We start from the raw sequence: 14,918 nt of genomic DNA on the forward strand, positions 1-14,918 counted from the left end.
TTTATTTTAAATAAACAATAAAGTCTCCGAGAAAACTTTCTATGCCATTGAAGAATTTGCGTACAACAATATCAGCCCACGAGAATATCATTGCCTTGTGCATCATTTCCATTTTCGTTCTAATATTCAACCTTCAAGCAATATACGGATTGAAAACATTAATGGAAGATGACTTTGCACGGTATCTGGATGCTATCAACGGGGGGTTCTTCAATCCAAAACCATACGGTTTTATCCCGGGAGCAATCAAAGCTCTCAACAAGCAGTTAATGCTCGTAAGTGCTCAGTTTGCTCGTCTTTTTTATGTTGTATTTTTTGCAATCCCGTTGTCACTCACTGTCTATTATTTGAATCGAAGATATTTTAATTTCGAGTTCAGCACTGCTCTTTTTAGCGCAATCCTTTTAAATATACTTCCTTTTCAAATTCAGATACCAACATTCCTTGATGGCAGTTACCCTTTGATCGGGCTGCTCTTTATTTTTACGTCTATCAATGCCGCCCTTGAGTATTTACAATCTAGAAATCCGTTACTGCTATTATTGGCATGTTTGTCATGGTATATGGGAACATATCATTTTACCTTGGCGGAGCTAAATATTTTTATGACACCATCTGTACTTATCCTATTCTTAATTCATAATAAAGGTTTTACAAAAGATCGGATAACAATATTAACATTATTTTCATTAATTTCAAGCTATAAAATATATCTGGTATTGTCAGTAATAGCTTCTGGTAAATCAAGGGGGGCAGCTACGCCTATTGCCATAAATGGACAAGATATAATTATACGAATCGGTAAATTTATAAGCTGGTCATCACTAATACCAACTAGGGCATTCACTAATCTATATTATCACTCGTTTTGCACAGCACTTCTTTTGTTATGTAGCCTTTTTACCATTATAACTATTTTGCTATTCAACAAAAATCTGCCCAACCGAAAAAATTATATGAGTGCAGTTATGTTCTATGCACTGTTTTCACTCTGTGCGTCCTTTCCATTCATCACTGCAAGCCCATTCATTGCTCCACGGTATTTTTTTGTAGCAAATGTCGGCATTTGCATCCTATATATTATGTGTATCTATCTAATCGTAAATGGATTATTACGCTCATCACAATACGTTTCAACAATTACCGGAGTTACGCTATTGTCTGTCACAATGTTTGCTGGAGTCCACCGACATATGCACCTTAGTGAAAGTCACGCATACAAGAACAAAAACTTCAACACATTATGCGATCAATTGAAAGTATTAGGTAACATACAACCCGGATCACAAATGGTTGTCACAGGATTCAATGCTGACACCGGAGAACATTACAAATGGTCATCCGGCCTTTACTCATTTTGTCTTAAAAAGCCTGGAATATCTGGAATTATAGGGAATGAGTATTCATTTTACGATCAATTTTCGGTGGCTGACAGGGCTTACTTTCGAAAAATGGGGGGGCTAGATGTCTCGAAGCCTATTTATCTATTCAGAAGTGTAAACAACACATTCATACGTCCGAAATATCTCCTTCGATGGCTTGAAAAAGAAAAAAGCTCCTCAGCGTGGACGATTTACACGACTGACGCTACTACCAACTTATTGAAAAGATATGGTTCGGGAGAGGGGATAGAGAATTACCAGAAATTTCTCAAGAATAGGGGGTTATCTTCTGAGGAAATTTTATGGGGTGGATATGACCCGGCGAGGAAATGGACGGATTTTGTAAACACTTCTAAGGTGAAATCTTTTTGAGACAGGCTAGTGCAATTTATACGCAACAAATAGGGACAACATCAATGTGCTTTTCACCTTTAATCGGAGGCCTTAATAGGAACTCCTTTGTTGGCCATTGGCTACTGTCTTCATAAATAAACAGCTGAAGTTTCTCTGGCAATGAATCTTAAACTCTCTACCCTCGAAAAATAGTGCTCATATAACATTTGCAGTTTAAATATCATGAGATTATTGCTCCTTATTCCGGGATGACCCTAATCCCAATTTTTATAGCTTCTCAGCTGGCTGCTATTTTTCACAAATATAAAATCGCCGCCTGTGAGCGCCCCATCATACGGTCTGTAATGGCATTCAACAATATCGTAAAGGCAATAGTCATTATCATAAAATATGTCCAGCAGCTGTCGGGGGGTTGCCCGGTCTAAATAGGCATTCAAACAGCCAAATTCAACCAAAAACATTTCCACAGATTTAAGAAGTGAACTTGAACCGTTTAGTGCTCTAACTTCAGCACCCTGTAAATCCAGCTTCACCAGTTCCGGATTAAATGCAAATTTCGCAGCAATATTGTCAAGAGTATCTACCTCAACTGTGACTTGATTTTCTGCATCTCCCCTTACGTGGTCTTGGAGTGAAGCACTTGTTGCGGCGAGTGGGTCGCCCCAAATATTAAAATCCATCGTTCCGGTTTTTTCTGCAACAGCCATTTGGAGGATTTTGGGAGGAGGAACGATATTGAAAAGATTGCGTTTTAGTTCTTTTTGAATATGCGGGTTTGGTTCTATAGCAATAACGTTACATCCAGGATAGATATCCGATATGGTTCTGGTCCAGGTTCCCGAAAATGCGCCTACATCCATGCATGACGTAACATTAAAACCCAGCTTTTTAGCATGAGTGATTCGCTCATCCCATCTCGGCATTGATGAAGTACGTCCGCCAGCCAAATCAGAATTCTTAATCAACGGATTTGGCGGCAATAACGTATCAATTAACGACAATAGCACTTTTCTAATCATTAAAAGCCCTTATCATGGTCTTTCTGCAAAAGTTGATTAAAATAATTTTTAACCCTGTTTTTCAGTAGCCCCATTTTCACTCGGTAAGAGAAGATAACTGTAGCGTCATGAAAATTTCGATCCACTTTGGTTGTCTCTAGAGCAGAAGATTTCTGTATTAGGGCAGAAAATATTTCTCTCAGTTTTTGCGTTTCTTTGAAGAGATTAAACTTTTCCGAAACCAGCTCGCGGCCAGCATGCCCCATCTGTTCCCTTAGGTATGGGGATTCGGCAAGTAAGCGCATTGCATTCGCAAAACCATTGCAATCCATTTCATCAACAAGAAATCCGTTTACACCATCAATAACCAATTCCGGTATGCCGGAATGTCTGGTCGAAACAACCGGCAATCCGGTTGCGCATGCTTCCATGATAGAGACAGGAATTCCTTCTTTATCATTATCACTACCTGTAATGGAATGCAGGACAAAAACGTCGGCAGCATGCATTTCCTCAAGCACCCTTTCACTGGAGGCAACTCCAATAAACACCACCTTATCTTCCAAATCAAGCTCCCTTGTGAGCTTCGTTAAAACTGGAAGCAATTCACCGTCTCCAATGATTCTCAAGCGGGCGTCACAGGTAAAAGCTAACTGCCTAAAAGACCGTAACAGAAACTCATGCCCTTTTTTACCGAATAATCGCCCCACAGACAGGAATGTAACACTACCCAGGCTTGTTCGTACGCAAGGTTTAAACCGCTCAGGATCGATACCACAGTGAACTACTTCCAGTCTTTCGGTAACTGCCGGATCGGTTATCGAAAGGATATGGTTGCGATTGTATTCTGAAATAGTTATTGTTTTTGCGGCATTTTCAACAAGCAGCTTCACGCGTCGGTCAGGAAAGGTTTCGCCTGCTACGTTTAGCCTGAAGATATCGTACGCATGCGCAGTAAAACTGAAAGAAATCCCTGTCAGTTTTGACACCAGCAGCGACACCAAAGCTGCTTCCGTAGCAAAATGCGAATGAATATGCTGAATTGAAAGAGATCTGCAGTACTCTGCCGCTAGAACTGCCTGCAAAGCTAATCCGCCAGGAATTTTATAACGTTCCGCAAGCTTACATGCTGCGGGATACAGTGCGCTTGTTGCTGCTTTTTGCTGGAAGGCGTCACCTGTGATGTCGTAGACGGGATTCAGTATGCGGGCCATCAGCTCTTCATGGCACTTCCGGGACGGCCAAAGAGAAACCGTATGGACGTCAACGCCAAGTGCTTGAAGCGCTATGAGTTCATTGATGACGAAGGTTTCAGAAGGAACTGGAATATGCAGCAGTATATAGCAGACTTTAATAGATTCGCTGTCACTGTTTTTAGTTTCTTTTACTGGCATGTTCTCAATTCATTAAGACTGTAATTATTGCTACAGTGTAAGCAATTCGTGATTATGCATGATTGCTATCCTTGAGTCTGATCAGTTCCGACTCACAATCGGCAAGCCTCTTTCGAATCAAATCAGAATATTTATAGGACAGAAATCGATCCATAATTTTGTAGATATGTATCTTTTCCTTTATCATTCCCGCTTGCCCCAAAGAAGTCCATAGCCCTTGCTGGTGCACTCTATAGCAACTCATTACGTCATCAATATAAAGAATGTCCCCATATTGTGCATTAGTGATGTGCAAGAACCAATCGCCGGCCAGGATTTGATATGCCGCTTCAGGGATTTCACGGATAAAGCGATTTCGAAAGACGACTGCCCCGGTAGGCAAAAAGTTTCTGAAAAGGATATCCTCAATCGTGTATATTGATTTTCGCTTGACTCCCAAGGTGCTTAAATACGGCTTCACTGCCCCGTTATCCATAAGCATTTGAGCATCATGAAAACATATGGTGCAGTCGGAATTCGCTTCCATAGCGACAATTTGTTTTTGCAGCTTATTGGGGTCTGTCCAGTAATCGTCACCATCAAGTAAGGCTATATATTTCCCTTTGGCGTTATGAAAGTTATTATAAAAATTCCAAAGACCGGTTACTCGCCCATTGATGTAAACTACATTCTCTCGACTATTCAAGAACAGGCGTATTTTGTCCGGAAAACGAGCATGGTATTCACTGACAATGGCTCTGGTCCTATCGGGTGAATCGTCCTCTCCAATCAATATCTCATAGTCAAAATCGACCTTCTGTGCAAGTACACTCTCTATTGCCTGGGCGATATATTTTTCATGATTATAGGCGGTGATACAGACGCTCACCATAATATTATCAGAGCCCAGAATAGTCGTTTGTCTAAGCGTTTTTTTGTATGTGCTGAATAATTCCGCAAATCTTCTCAATATCGTTTTCAGAAAGGCCTCCATAAAATGGTAATGACAGCACCTCACCGGCGGCTTTATAGGCAATCTGCAGGTTGGCGGTCTCTGATGAAGGCAGATATCTATAACATGGGTAATCACTACAGAGAGGGTAAAAATATTTGCGCGTAAATATATTGTATTTTTTCATTTCATCGTAGACAGTATCTCTGGATCGACCGAAAGCCCTCTCATCTATCCGTACAACAAAATATTGGTAGCTGTTTTTGATTCCGGGCTTATCATTGTCTAGACAGGTAACTCCTTCTACGTTTTTCAAACACTCCTTGTAGGTATCATACAGGACTTTTCGCTTCCGTCGCTCTTCGTCGATATCCTTCAATACCACAAGCCCTAATGCAGCTTGAATTTCATTCATTTTGCCATTAATGCCCGGCATAACCACTTCTTCTTCATTCTTGATTCCGAAATTTTTGAGCAGATCAACACGAGACTTGAGTTCTCTGCTGTTAAAGGTCAGAGCGCCCCCTTCAGCAGTGTGAAACAATTTGGTCGCATGGAAACTAAACATCGAAATATCTCCAAACGTACCAATTCCCGTCCCTTCTATTTCGACCCCGAATGCGTGAGCAGCGTCATAGATAACCCGGAGGCCATATCGATCGGCCACCTCTTGGATCTTTATCGTGTCGCAGGGGGTGCCGAACACATGAACCGCAAGAATAGCCGTCGTCTGTGGCGTTATAAGCGTTTCAATCCTGTTGGCATCAATGTTCATGGTTATAGGATCAATATCGCAGAAAATTGGTTTTATGTTGTTCCAGGTTAATACATGAGGGGTAGCGGGGAAAGTAAAAGGGGTTGTGATGACTTCGCCGGATAGCCTCAAGCTTTGACAGGCAACGATAAGGGCGATTGTGCCATTATTGAAGAGGGAAAGGTATGGCACTTTCAATGCCCCGAGAAGCTCCTTTTCCAGCAATTCATGTTGTGGACCGTTGTTGGTTAACCATTGTGACTTCCAGATCTCATCAAGTTTTTCAGTCACATTGTTAAGATCAGGCAGTAGCGGTCGCGTAACATATATCGGGGTATGAAATGGTTTGAATTTTTTCGGCATATCAATCAGAACCCTTTCCAATAATCAACAAAACTGTTTTTATAATAAAACCAGTTTGCTTGTAATTCGTTGTTTAATTGAACTAACTTGCTTTCAATGGCTTCGATATTGGATTTTCTAAGGATCCAGCACTTACTTTGAGGGCAATATACTGATGAACGATAGCCCCACTGGCGCATCAATATCTCCATGCTCTTATTTGTGTGAAATGCAGTGTGTACCGGAGGGCGAAGATAAAACCAATTGGGGTCGCACGGTACATTCTCGCAGACCACGGTATGTATAATTAAAACCCCATTGTCATTAACTAAACTGTTCACTCGATCCAGATCTTCTCTTTTCAAAACATGCTCAAACATTGCAGAGTTAATTACCGTATCGTAAGTCTTGAGTTTAGATTCCGCAATATATCTGTTCGAGTTGCTTGACTGAACATAGGGATCGAACAGTGGGAGGTCAATATTATAGTATTTAGCCAGTATGGTGCTTAATGTCCCGTAGCCGGCTGCATAATCAATAATGTTGTCTGTGCTAATAACGCCGATCTTGGCAAGAAAGGCAATCATCATGGCTTGCTCTGCATAGGGAGGCTGATTGCCGAAAAACTCATCTTCTGAAAGATTCTCAAGAAAATGATGGAATTGGCCATTCAATTTAATATGCCTATTTTCATCCAGTTTGCTATGTGTCCTCGATAATACAAAACCACATCTCTTGCACTTGTAGTAGTCAACCTTTCCGATTTCTCGCATGAACTCTTCGAAAGGCTTTTCCGTGTAGGTCTTTGAAAAATAATAATCCGTATTAGAGCCACAAATAATGCACTTCAAATTGTATTATCTCCCCAAGTCCTGCCGGTTCTACCATTTCATCAGGCATTCCAACGCATCAGGAGCAAAGACCGGAATGCCCAAAGCTTTATTAATTTCGCGCCGCTCAGAGAAGGAATCATCAATGAAAATGGCATTCCTTTCTTTAAGATAACTGGACTTGAGATCCTCTCGGTTGAGATGCGTAATCGTGTCAAACAGTGCATCAAGACGGTATTGCACTAGCGTAGCCTTGAGTTCACCGTTATGGCGTGTGATCAGATGTATCTTAATAGAGTCAGCTATACATTGATACAGAAAGGCTACTATCAACGGATTTACTCTTCCACCCTTAATAATACAATCATCAAGATCTATGTATACATGCTCAAATTTCAGATCGGTATGATATCTGTTGGCCAATGCCCTGTCCATTTCAATGCCATAACTGTTTATCATGATATCTACATCAAGCCCTTGGGCATCGAAGAGGCTCAGCAAGGCGAAATTCACTCCCAATGACCGATAAAGCCCCATCGAACCGGCTATACGGGGTGCAACCTCCAAGAGAGTGAGATCACCAGCCCAATTCTCCTTGACTTGAAAGAACCATGCCCCACGGAAGCACAAATTATCGTTTATTATAGTGGCCAGTCTCTTAAAAGTGTCGTTCACAATCGGCTTCGTATCGACGCTAATCCCGTTAGAAATCCGTATCCTTTCCCGTGCGCCCGCAAAACGAAGCGTTCCGTTTCTGTCGCTGAAGCAATCCACGGTATACTCTTTCCCCGGGAGATACTCCAGCATGAGCAGGGTGGGATCTTTTGCGAGATAAAACTCTGCCTCTCCTCTCGATACGGCAAGGTGTGTTCCCTTAGACCCCTGACCGACGTCCGGTTTCATGAATACCGGCAAGATACTATCGATGGCGTCCATGGTGTAGACCGTCGGGACAGGCAGTAATGCATTAAACTTCTCGTATGTGGCCTTTTTCGAGCGGCAAATGGCACATGTTTCCTGCGGAGAAGTGATCAGGTGAGCGTGAAGCCCTTGCCTCTCGTTGGACAATTTGAGCAGAACGCTATCGTGGGCAGGAAAAACGTAATCTATTTTGTTCCCATCGATCAGGGCATTGATACGGTCTAGAAATTCAGGCGAATCAACATAGGGGAGTCCATCGGTATAGTTGTCATACACGTACTTGCCATGATTTGAGACAACACTCGAAGCACCATAAAGAGAAACGTGGATCGAATACTTCAGCGAGTTGTATATCTCAAGCCCGATTTCAGATCCGCAAGGGAAGACGAGAACATTAACTTGGTTCATGGGTGCAATACCTATTGTCACTGGTATGGGTTGTAATTTGTCCGGAAACCAAAGTTAAAGCGGCTTCCATAAACGTACCGTTCCTTCAGCCGAATCATACGGGTTATTAACCTCGCCACAGAGCATGTATCCGGAAGGGAAGTTTAACCCAAACTTAGCGAGATCCGGCATAATCCGATCGCTTTTCGAGGATTGCAATATAAAAGCATGCTTCAGTCGTTCCCGATCGGCAAATGACAATGCCTTTTCCGCAGTTGCCGCGGGTGACTTGCGAGGATTCCCGATGAACCAGGACAAGGCCGGGGATCTGGCACCAATAGCAAAAACAACTCCGGGGAGATCATACAGGCCAATCACATCATCGCCAGGTTTGAACCCGCTCTTGTGAGCCAACGCCTTTACCTGATTGAAGTATTCGCTCGTCATCGGGTCGAGTTTCAGTGTTGTCGCCGGATAACCGACTTGGGTAGCTTGCGTTTGGCCCGACAACCCCGTAAGTAACCGATAAGGGTCATTGAAACTTCCTGTGACAATTTGAGAGCAAGCAAATAGAGAAAAAAGCAGACACATTACCTGTGCAAGCCATGGGGACCGATACAGCCAGGACAACAGGGTTACCAGCAGCAGAAGTACCCCGAACCACGGCGCCATATTCATAAGCATGTTGATATAGATATGGTTTCCTGTGCCCACAGCACCGGCAAAAGGAAGGCAGAACAGCCATATCCCCACTATAAACAATTTTACTACGTTCTGTTTAGGGATTATATAACCGTTAGCAATATTATAGCGGCAACTCGATATGACGGCATTCGACAATAACAGCAACCAACTAAGATAAAACCTGCCCAGGTTAAACCATTGACTTTGACCGCCAACATACAAGTTACGGTGGAGGGATAACCAGAAAGCAGCAACGAAAACAGCCACAAGAAGAGTTATAATCAGCTTAACGTTCTCCGTACCCGATTTTTTGGAACGAATCCCTCCTAATCCCAATAATAGCACTAGATGAAGCACCCAAAAATCATAAATGGCGCTCCGTGCTAAGCTACCGACTTCGAGAATATACCTGTTTAGTGAACTGGCATCGTAGCCGGCTGACATTGTTGTCGCCACTTGCAATCCATTGAAAAAATAGCGCCACCATAGAACCGGCGACTGAATGAAAAAGAAATGAAGGAGTAGCCATAAAGATATACCCCCAATGACAATAAGCAGATCATGTAACTTATTCTTTATGCTTTGTTGTGCACTGCTGCAGATAAAAACGCCGTAGAGTAGCAGCAATATTATGGCAGTGGTAAATTTAACGAAAAAGATTAGTCCGATACATAAACCAATTGCGATAAGAATGAGACGAGACTTCAGCAGATTGCCATCGGATATTTTTTCGGGGTCTCCCATTAATAACAGCAGGAGACCTGAGGAGACGGTCAACGCGAAGGAATTCAAGGAATTATAGTTTGGTGACGGTTCAAACCAGGCATAGGCGAACAGTGAGCCCAATCCCAACCATGAGATTACTGAAGCTTTAGCAAAAATAGCCTGACGATTATTTATCTGATAGGTTGCAAGGAATCTGTTCAGCCCGACATAAAAGACAGCCCCGGCAATAACCGCCATTACCAATCGTACCAAGCGAAATGCAATGATATTTTGCCCTACTGCATGAAAAAAAAGAGCCGTATACAGATGGTAGGAGGTCAACCCGACTCTTACATCAGAGGGGAATTGAGAACTGACAAGAGACATGCTCTCGTCAGTCATATTCAAACCTCTTTGTATCGCCCATACCATAAACAGTAAGGTAAAAGGCAGCAGTAGCGCCCCTATGAACGAAATGCCCGTCAAGATGTAAGAATTACGATGCCCGGAACTAAGACGCTTAGACATGAAATACAAGCGATCCTCTGGAATTGGCAATACCATTGTTAGGACAGTTAAAATTCATACAAACTACCAGCCATAGTTAACACCGACAAGACGGTATAACCTGTCGTTATAAGGCCGATAAAACTCTTTGAGGATTTCGCGCAGACTGCCGCTGATTTCCGAAGAATAAGTCCCTTCATTTGCGGCACGCCCTTTAGGAGTCTCCGGAGTGAACTCCTCCAATTCGAGAAAATCAGTGACCCTACGAAGCGTCTCCGGCTTTCTGAGGTTCAGATCATCACTATGAAGCACTAATAACTGACCGGCATCGAAGATTTGAAAATATCTTTCCAATTGTTCGCAATATATCCCACGGCTGATGTAGCCCGGAAATGGCATGGAACAGTTATCCTGTCGTTCAAAGCCGCTATATGGTGCATGTTCACCACTGGCAATTGCGTACAATTCCTGGCCAATGGCCTGCTCGAAACTGCGGTGCTCGGTTAAGCCGGAGAAATAAGGGGAATTTCTGAAATTCTTATACATATTCCATGCTGAAAAAGCCCTCTCAACGGGATCTCTCACGAGCACAATGAGTTTCATCGATCTATTGAAATCATATATTCTCTGAGCAGCCGGGAGCCTATATAAATATTCAGGAGTGGCTTCAAAAGTAATTTGACCAGAACTGAAAGCTTCTTCCCCTGGAAACTGTTCATGATACCAACCACGGCCTTTTGAAAAGTTTTTATCATCCTGAAAGAAATTCAGCTCCTTGCTTTTCGGGGCTAAAATCTTCGGGTGCTTGGCCAATAAAGAAAACAAAGCCGTTGTACCCGCCTTCTGGGCACCAATGATGAGGAAGGTAGGCGAGTTCTTTTTTAATCCTCCATTGGTCACGGCGTGCTCAGGAATAGCAAACGAGCGGTGGCAAGTATTTTGTACCTTGCGGATATTCAAGGTGTTTTTAACATATGTTTTTGCCCACAACCTTGCCCCGGGCCGCTCCAGCATGGTAAACACCTTAGCCACCTCGATAACGTCGATGAACTTTGCACTTTTATTTGCAATAAGCGGCTCGGTGATCGATATAAGCAGGTTATAGTTTCCTGCAGCAAGTGGAAGTTTTGTTTCAAACTCTACTATATATCTGTCATGAGGAGCCACCTCAATCAGCTCACTCCCTTCTATGGTAAAATCGCTGCCGATAATGTTAATATTGTACTCGTCTCTGATATTGTAATTAACCGATATCACACAGTGTTGATAACATTCTACACATAATTTAATTTTCACAATATCATCATAGTCCGCATGCACTATTGGCTCATCTTGTTCATTGAGCAGTTCAACCGATTTAAATCTCGCCTCCCCGGAACCATAACGCAATTTACTATCCAGCTTATCAAGAGATTCATCTATTTTGAAATAATTGCTATTGATGTCATCCAAGAGTAAATTGGCTTTACCGTCCCGGGAATGAGTATCTGCCGTTTCGATGCGATGTTCGCTATCCTCCCTTATTTCTCGCATATAGGCATCGGATATTTGGGCGGCATCCCCGATTCCGACTATCTTGCCTTTACTTATATGTACTGCGCGTTGGCAAAGCGATTTTATCGTCTGGATATTGTGGGAGACAAACAAAATAGTACAGCCTTTGCGGCGAAACCGGTCGAGCACTGTCATGCACTTTGCCTGGAAAAACATGTCTCCTACAGATAACGCCTCATCAATAATAAGAATTTCCGGTTCAACACTTATAGCCACCGAAAATGCCAATCGAACAAACATGCCGCTTGAATAGCTTTTTACCGGCTGATGCACAAAGTCGCCGATATCCGCAAATGAAAGGATTTCATCCAGGCGGTTCTCCATCTCCTCCCGTGTATACCCCATAAGCATGCCATTGAAATACACGTTCTCAATGCCGCTCAACTCCGGATTAAAGCCAGCGCCGAGTTCCAGCAGTGCCGCAACCTTGCCGTTTACGTGAACTGCACCGCATGATGGGGTCAGAACACCGGTAAGAATTTTGAGGAGAGTGGACTTGCCGGAACCATTCTTGCCGATGATACCCACAGCTTCGCCTTTTTTGATCTCGAAGCTGACGTCGTTCAGGGCAAAAAAATCGTGATGGTATTTCTTGCGAAAGGGGTGCAATGACTCCTTCAACCGATCAACGGGCAGGTTGTAAAGCTTGTACACCTTTGAAAGATTCTCAACCTTAATGGCTATATCGTCAGTCATGACAAATCCAGTAAAAGCGGTTACAATACCGCTGTAGTAACCACTCGATTAATAATTTCAGGCAAGCAATCTTCCATCCCCAGCCACAGCGGCAGGCGGACCAGACAGTTACTGGTATTGTCCGTTACGGTCATCGTGTCCGCTACCCGCCCATACTTTTTCCCGGCAGGCGAACTGTGCAACGGAATATAATGAAAGACCGTATTTATTCCCATCTCCTTAAGTGTATCCATAAATTGCGTCCGTTTTTTTGCATCGGGCAGCAGCAGGTAATACATATGAGCGTTGTGAGCGATCCCGTCCGGTACAACCGGACGGCGAACCCTGCCGGAACGCTCCAAGGCGGCGAAACCCTCATGATAAGCATCCCAAATTGCAAGGCGCCGCCCAGTGATAATTTGAGCCTCTTCCATCTGCGCCCAAAGAAAGGCCGCTGTCACTTCGCCCGGCAAAAATGAAGAGCCGATATCGACCCAGGTATATTTTTCGACTTCTCCTCGAGCAAACTTGCTCCGGTCGGTCCCCTTTTCCCAGATGATCTCAGCGCGCTCGGCAAGTTCTTCCTTGTTAACCAGCAATGCTCCGCCTTCCCCGCAGATGATGTTTTTGGTTTCGTGAAAGCTAAGCGTCCCGAGGTTGCCGATACTACCAAGTGGCCGGCTTTTATAGGTGCTGAATATCCCCTGGGCCGCGTCTTCAATGACAATCAGATTATGTTTGCGAGCTATTTCAATGATTGTGTCCATTTCGCATGCCACGCCGGCATAGTGGACAGGGACGATCGCCCTGGTTTTGTCGGTAATTGCCGCTTCGATTTTCGTTTCATCGATATTCAGGGTATCGGGGCGGATATCGACAAATACCGGAACAGCTCCCCGCAGTACAAAGGCATTTGCGGTTGAAACAAAGGTAAATGAAGGCATGATCACTTCATCGCCAGGCTGAATATCTGCCAGAATAGCCGCCATTTCAAGGGCGGCAGTGCACGAGTGGGTCAGCAGAGCTTTGCTGCACCCTGAATGAGTTTCCAGCCAAGCCTGGCATTTAGCGGTGAACGGGCCATTGCCAGAAAGTTGGCGGTTATGATGCGCCTGGCTGATGTTCCAAAGCTCTTTGCCAGTCATGAATGGTTTGTTGAAAGTGATTTGTGCAGCCATACTTTTGTATTCCTGATTATAATTGTTACTGTTATAGACATACCGCAACTTGTAAAAGTTCTTTTGAATTTGTGTAGTAGAATTTGTTGCTAGTGTTCTACCACTCCGAATAAACTGAAGGGTCAGTAACCAATCCCGCAAAAACAAAAAGTATTTATTGGGCTGTTTTGATATTTATAAGGTCCAGCATGGAACCTACGCTATGTAGACTCTGCAACCCCTCAAAGGTAAATTTGATTTTGAATTGCTTTTCAAGAAACAAAACCAGATTCATGTGAGTCAGAGAATCCCAATCTTCTACGTCCTCAGCTGTAGTTGCACGGGTAATGGCGAGGGAATCGTCGCCGAAAAAGTGCTTGAAAATATCATTTAAATCATCTAAATAAATCATAAATATCCTCAAAAGCTAGAATAGACGCTTTATCAGTTTCTAAATTGCTTAATAGTAAAAATTTTAGCCATAAGGGTGTTATCACTTTCTCGATATAGACTGGATTGGAGTGCCATATGGTCAGAACCAATTCTAGTAAGAGAATTCAATCGATAACAAATTGCTTCGTTAATATTGCAGTTAGCAAAATAAAATATATCTCTACTCATAGTAGAGCTATTTAAAGCCCAATTTGCACCGACAAGTTCATTTTTATTAAAGTAAGTAAGTTCGCAAATATCATTTATGAGTGGATAAGCCGCAAAATAGAGCAAACCAACACCGTTAATGTCTGTATACGGATTAATTTCATACTTTTCTGTAAAAACAACATTATCAGTTAGTTCAAAGGTATGATCAGAAACGTTGACAGTAGTAATAGAAGCTTTTCTGAGTCTAATAATGTCAAGTATATGCTCAGGTAAATCTGAAACTTTTATAATTTCGTCATTATCAGAGGCTGCAGGCACGCCTTTAGTCAACTTAGTGTTGTCTGTATCATTTTCCCTTGTTGAAAATGTGGTCGCCAAAGAACAGTTGATTCTTTTTTTATTACATAAGACATCAATCTTACCAAAATAGAGGCTGTTGCCGAGTCTTTGAGTTTCCCCCATTATCTTAAGAATGTCATTTTCTTGATAATCTTTCAAGCTGTTGTGGCTCTCAAATTTTATGCGGATAAATGTCGCATACAACCTGTTACCGAATTCATCAAAAATCTCGTTTGATTTCAATCCAAGATCAGCACAGAGCATTTGCCAATGGCAGTCGCCGATTTCCTTCATCAACCAGCTTTCGGACAAGCCACCCATTGCCATCTGTGGCATATTTACAACCTGTCTATATTCTCTTCTACCTTTGAACATATCATCAAGTCCTCGTTAGTGTGGAT

12 protein-coding genes are annotated in these 14,918 nt (G+C 42.8%); 1 reads left to right on the forward strand and 11 read right to left on the reverse strand.

The window, feature by feature from the left end; translation table 11 throughout:
• The first annotated feature begins 41 nt into the window (after positions 1–41).
• Positions 42–1,754 carry a hypothetical protein gene (locus KI809_RS03665; RefSeq protein ID WP_214170135.1) on the forward strand — a complete coding sequence of 571 codons (1,713 nt, stop codon included), beginning with the start codon at positions 42–44 and terminating at the stop codon, positions 1,752–1,754.
• Positions 1,755–1,990: 236 nt separating this feature from the next.
• On the opposite strand, the gene KI809_RS03670 is transcribed toward KI809_RS03665, so the two are convergent.
• From KI809_RS03670 to KI809_RS03720, 11 genes are all read right to left on the reverse strand, one after another.
• The gene (locus KI809_RS03670; protein WP_214170136.1) at positions 1,991–2,755 is read right to left on the reverse strand and encodes an FkbM family methyltransferase; all 765 of its coding nucleotides are present in this window, start codon (positions 2,753–2,755) and stop codon (positions 1,991–1,993) included.
• Positions 2,755–4,128, reverse strand: a complete 1,374-nt coding sequence (locus tag KI809_RS03675) for a glycosyltransferase (RefSeq protein WP_214170137.1) — start codon at positions 4,126–4,128, stop codon at positions 2,755–2,757. Before KI809_RS03675 ends, KI809_RS03670 begins: the two co-directional genes overlap by 1 nt.
• 52 nt (positions 4,129–4,180) lie before the next feature.
• Entirely contained in the window at positions 4,181–5,077 is an 897-nt protein-coding gene (locus tag KI809_RS03680) for a glycosyltransferase (protein WP_246559162.1), read from the reverse strand.
• Positions 5,031–6,176: a DegT/DnrJ/EryC1/StrS family aminotransferase gene (locus KI809_RS03685; protein WP_214170139.1), complete on the reverse strand. Its 1,146-nt coding sequence runs from the start codon at positions 6,174–6,176 to the stop codon at positions 5,031–5,033. The genes KI809_RS03680 and KI809_RS03685 overlap by 47 nt, the downstream gene beginning before the upstream one ends.
• 5 nt (positions 6,177–6,181) lie before the next feature.
• Positions 6,182–6,928, reverse strand: coding sequence for a class I SAM-dependent methyltransferase (locus tag KI809_RS03690; RefSeq protein ID WP_214170140.1), 747 nt, complete (start codon positions 6,926–6,928; stop codon positions 6,182–6,184).
• A 108-nt stretch (positions 6,929–7,036) separates the two neighbouring features.
• The gene (locus KI809_RS03695; protein ID WP_214170141.1) at positions 7,037–8,314 is read right to left on the reverse strand and encodes an ATP-grasp domain-containing protein; all 1,278 of its coding nucleotides are present in this window, start codon (positions 8,312–8,314) and stop codon (positions 7,037–7,039) included.
• A gap of 54 nt (positions 8,315–8,368) precedes the next feature.
• Positions 8,369–10,084 (reverse strand): hypothetical protein, encoded by a 1,716-nt coding sequence (locus tag KI809_RS03700; RefSeq protein WP_214170142.1) that lies wholly within the window; start codon positions 10,082–10,084, stop codon positions 8,369–8,371.
• A gap of 189 nt (positions 10,085–10,273) precedes the next feature.
• Positions 10,274–12,439, reverse strand: coding sequence for an ATP-binding cassette domain-containing protein (locus KI809_RS03705; protein ID WP_214170143.1), 2,166 nt, complete (start codon positions 12,437–12,439; stop codon positions 10,274–10,276).
• A 20-nt stretch (positions 12,440–12,459) separates the two neighbouring features.
• Positions 12,460–13,743, reverse strand: a complete 1,284-nt coding sequence (rffA, locus tag KI809_RS03710; protein ID WP_246559164.1) for a dTDP-4-amino-4,6-dideoxygalactose transaminase — start codon at positions 13,741–13,743, stop codon at positions 12,460–12,462.
• 7 nt (positions 13,744–13,750) lie between these two features.
• Entirely contained in the window at positions 13,751–13,987 is a 237-nt protein-coding gene (locus KI809_RS03715) for an acyl carrier protein (protein WP_214170144.1), read from the reverse strand.
• A gap of 32 nt (positions 13,988–14,019) precedes the next feature.
• Positions 14,020–14,892 (reverse strand): Pnap_2097 family protein, encoded by an 873-nt coding sequence (locus KI809_RS03720; RefSeq protein ID WP_214170145.1) that lies wholly within the window; start codon positions 14,890–14,892, stop codon positions 14,020–14,022.
• Positions 14,893–14,918 lie beyond the last annotated feature (26 nt).

Origin of the sequence: Geoanaerobacter pelophilus, from assembly GCF_018476885.1 — a bacterium.
GTDB classification, from domain to species: domain Bacteria; phylum Desulfobacterota; class Desulfuromonadia; order Geobacterales; family DSM-12255; genus Geoanaerobacter; species Geoanaerobacter pelophilus.

Bases quoted from the DNA above. Each gene is read 5' to 3' on its own strand.
- KI809_RS03665 (WP_214170135.1), top strand. From the start codon at position 42: ATGCCATTGAAGAATTTGCGTACAACAATATCAGCCCACGAGAATATC.
- KI809_RS03670 (WP_214170136.1), bottom strand. From the start codon at position 2,755: ATGATTAGAAAAGTGCTATTGTCGTTAATTGATACGTTATTGCCGCCA.
- KI809_RS03675 (WP_214170137.1), bottom strand. From the start codon at position 4,128: ATGCCAGTAAAAGAAACTAAAAACAGTGACAGCGAATCTATTAAAGTC.
- KI809_RS03685 (WP_214170139.1), bottom strand. From the start codon at position 6,176: ATGCCGAAAAAATTCAAACCATTTCATACCCCGATATATGTTACGCGA.
- KI809_RS03690 (WP_214170140.1), bottom strand. From the start codon at position 6,928: ATGCGAGAAATCGGAAAGGTTGACTACTACAAGTGCAAGAGATGTGGT.
- KI809_RS03695 (WP_214170141.1), bottom strand. From the start codon at position 8,314: ATGAACCAAGTTAATGTTCTCGTCTTCCCTTGCGGATCTGAAATCGGG.
- KI809_RS03700 (WP_214170142.1), bottom strand. From the start codon at position 10,084: ATGACTGACGAGAGCATGTCTCTTGTCAGTTCTCAATTCCCCTCTGAT.
- KI809_RS03705 (WP_214170143.1), bottom strand. From the start codon at position 12,439: ATGACTGACGATATAGCCATTAAGGTTGAGAATCTTTCAAAGGTGTAC.
- KI809_RS03715 (WP_214170144.1), bottom strand. From the start codon at position 13,987: ATGATTTATTTAGATGATTTAAATGATATTTTCAAGCACTTTTTCGGC.
- KI809_RS03720 (WP_214170145.1), bottom strand. From the start codon at position 14,892: ATGTTCAAAGGTAGAAGAGAATATAGACAGGTTGTAAATATGCCACAG.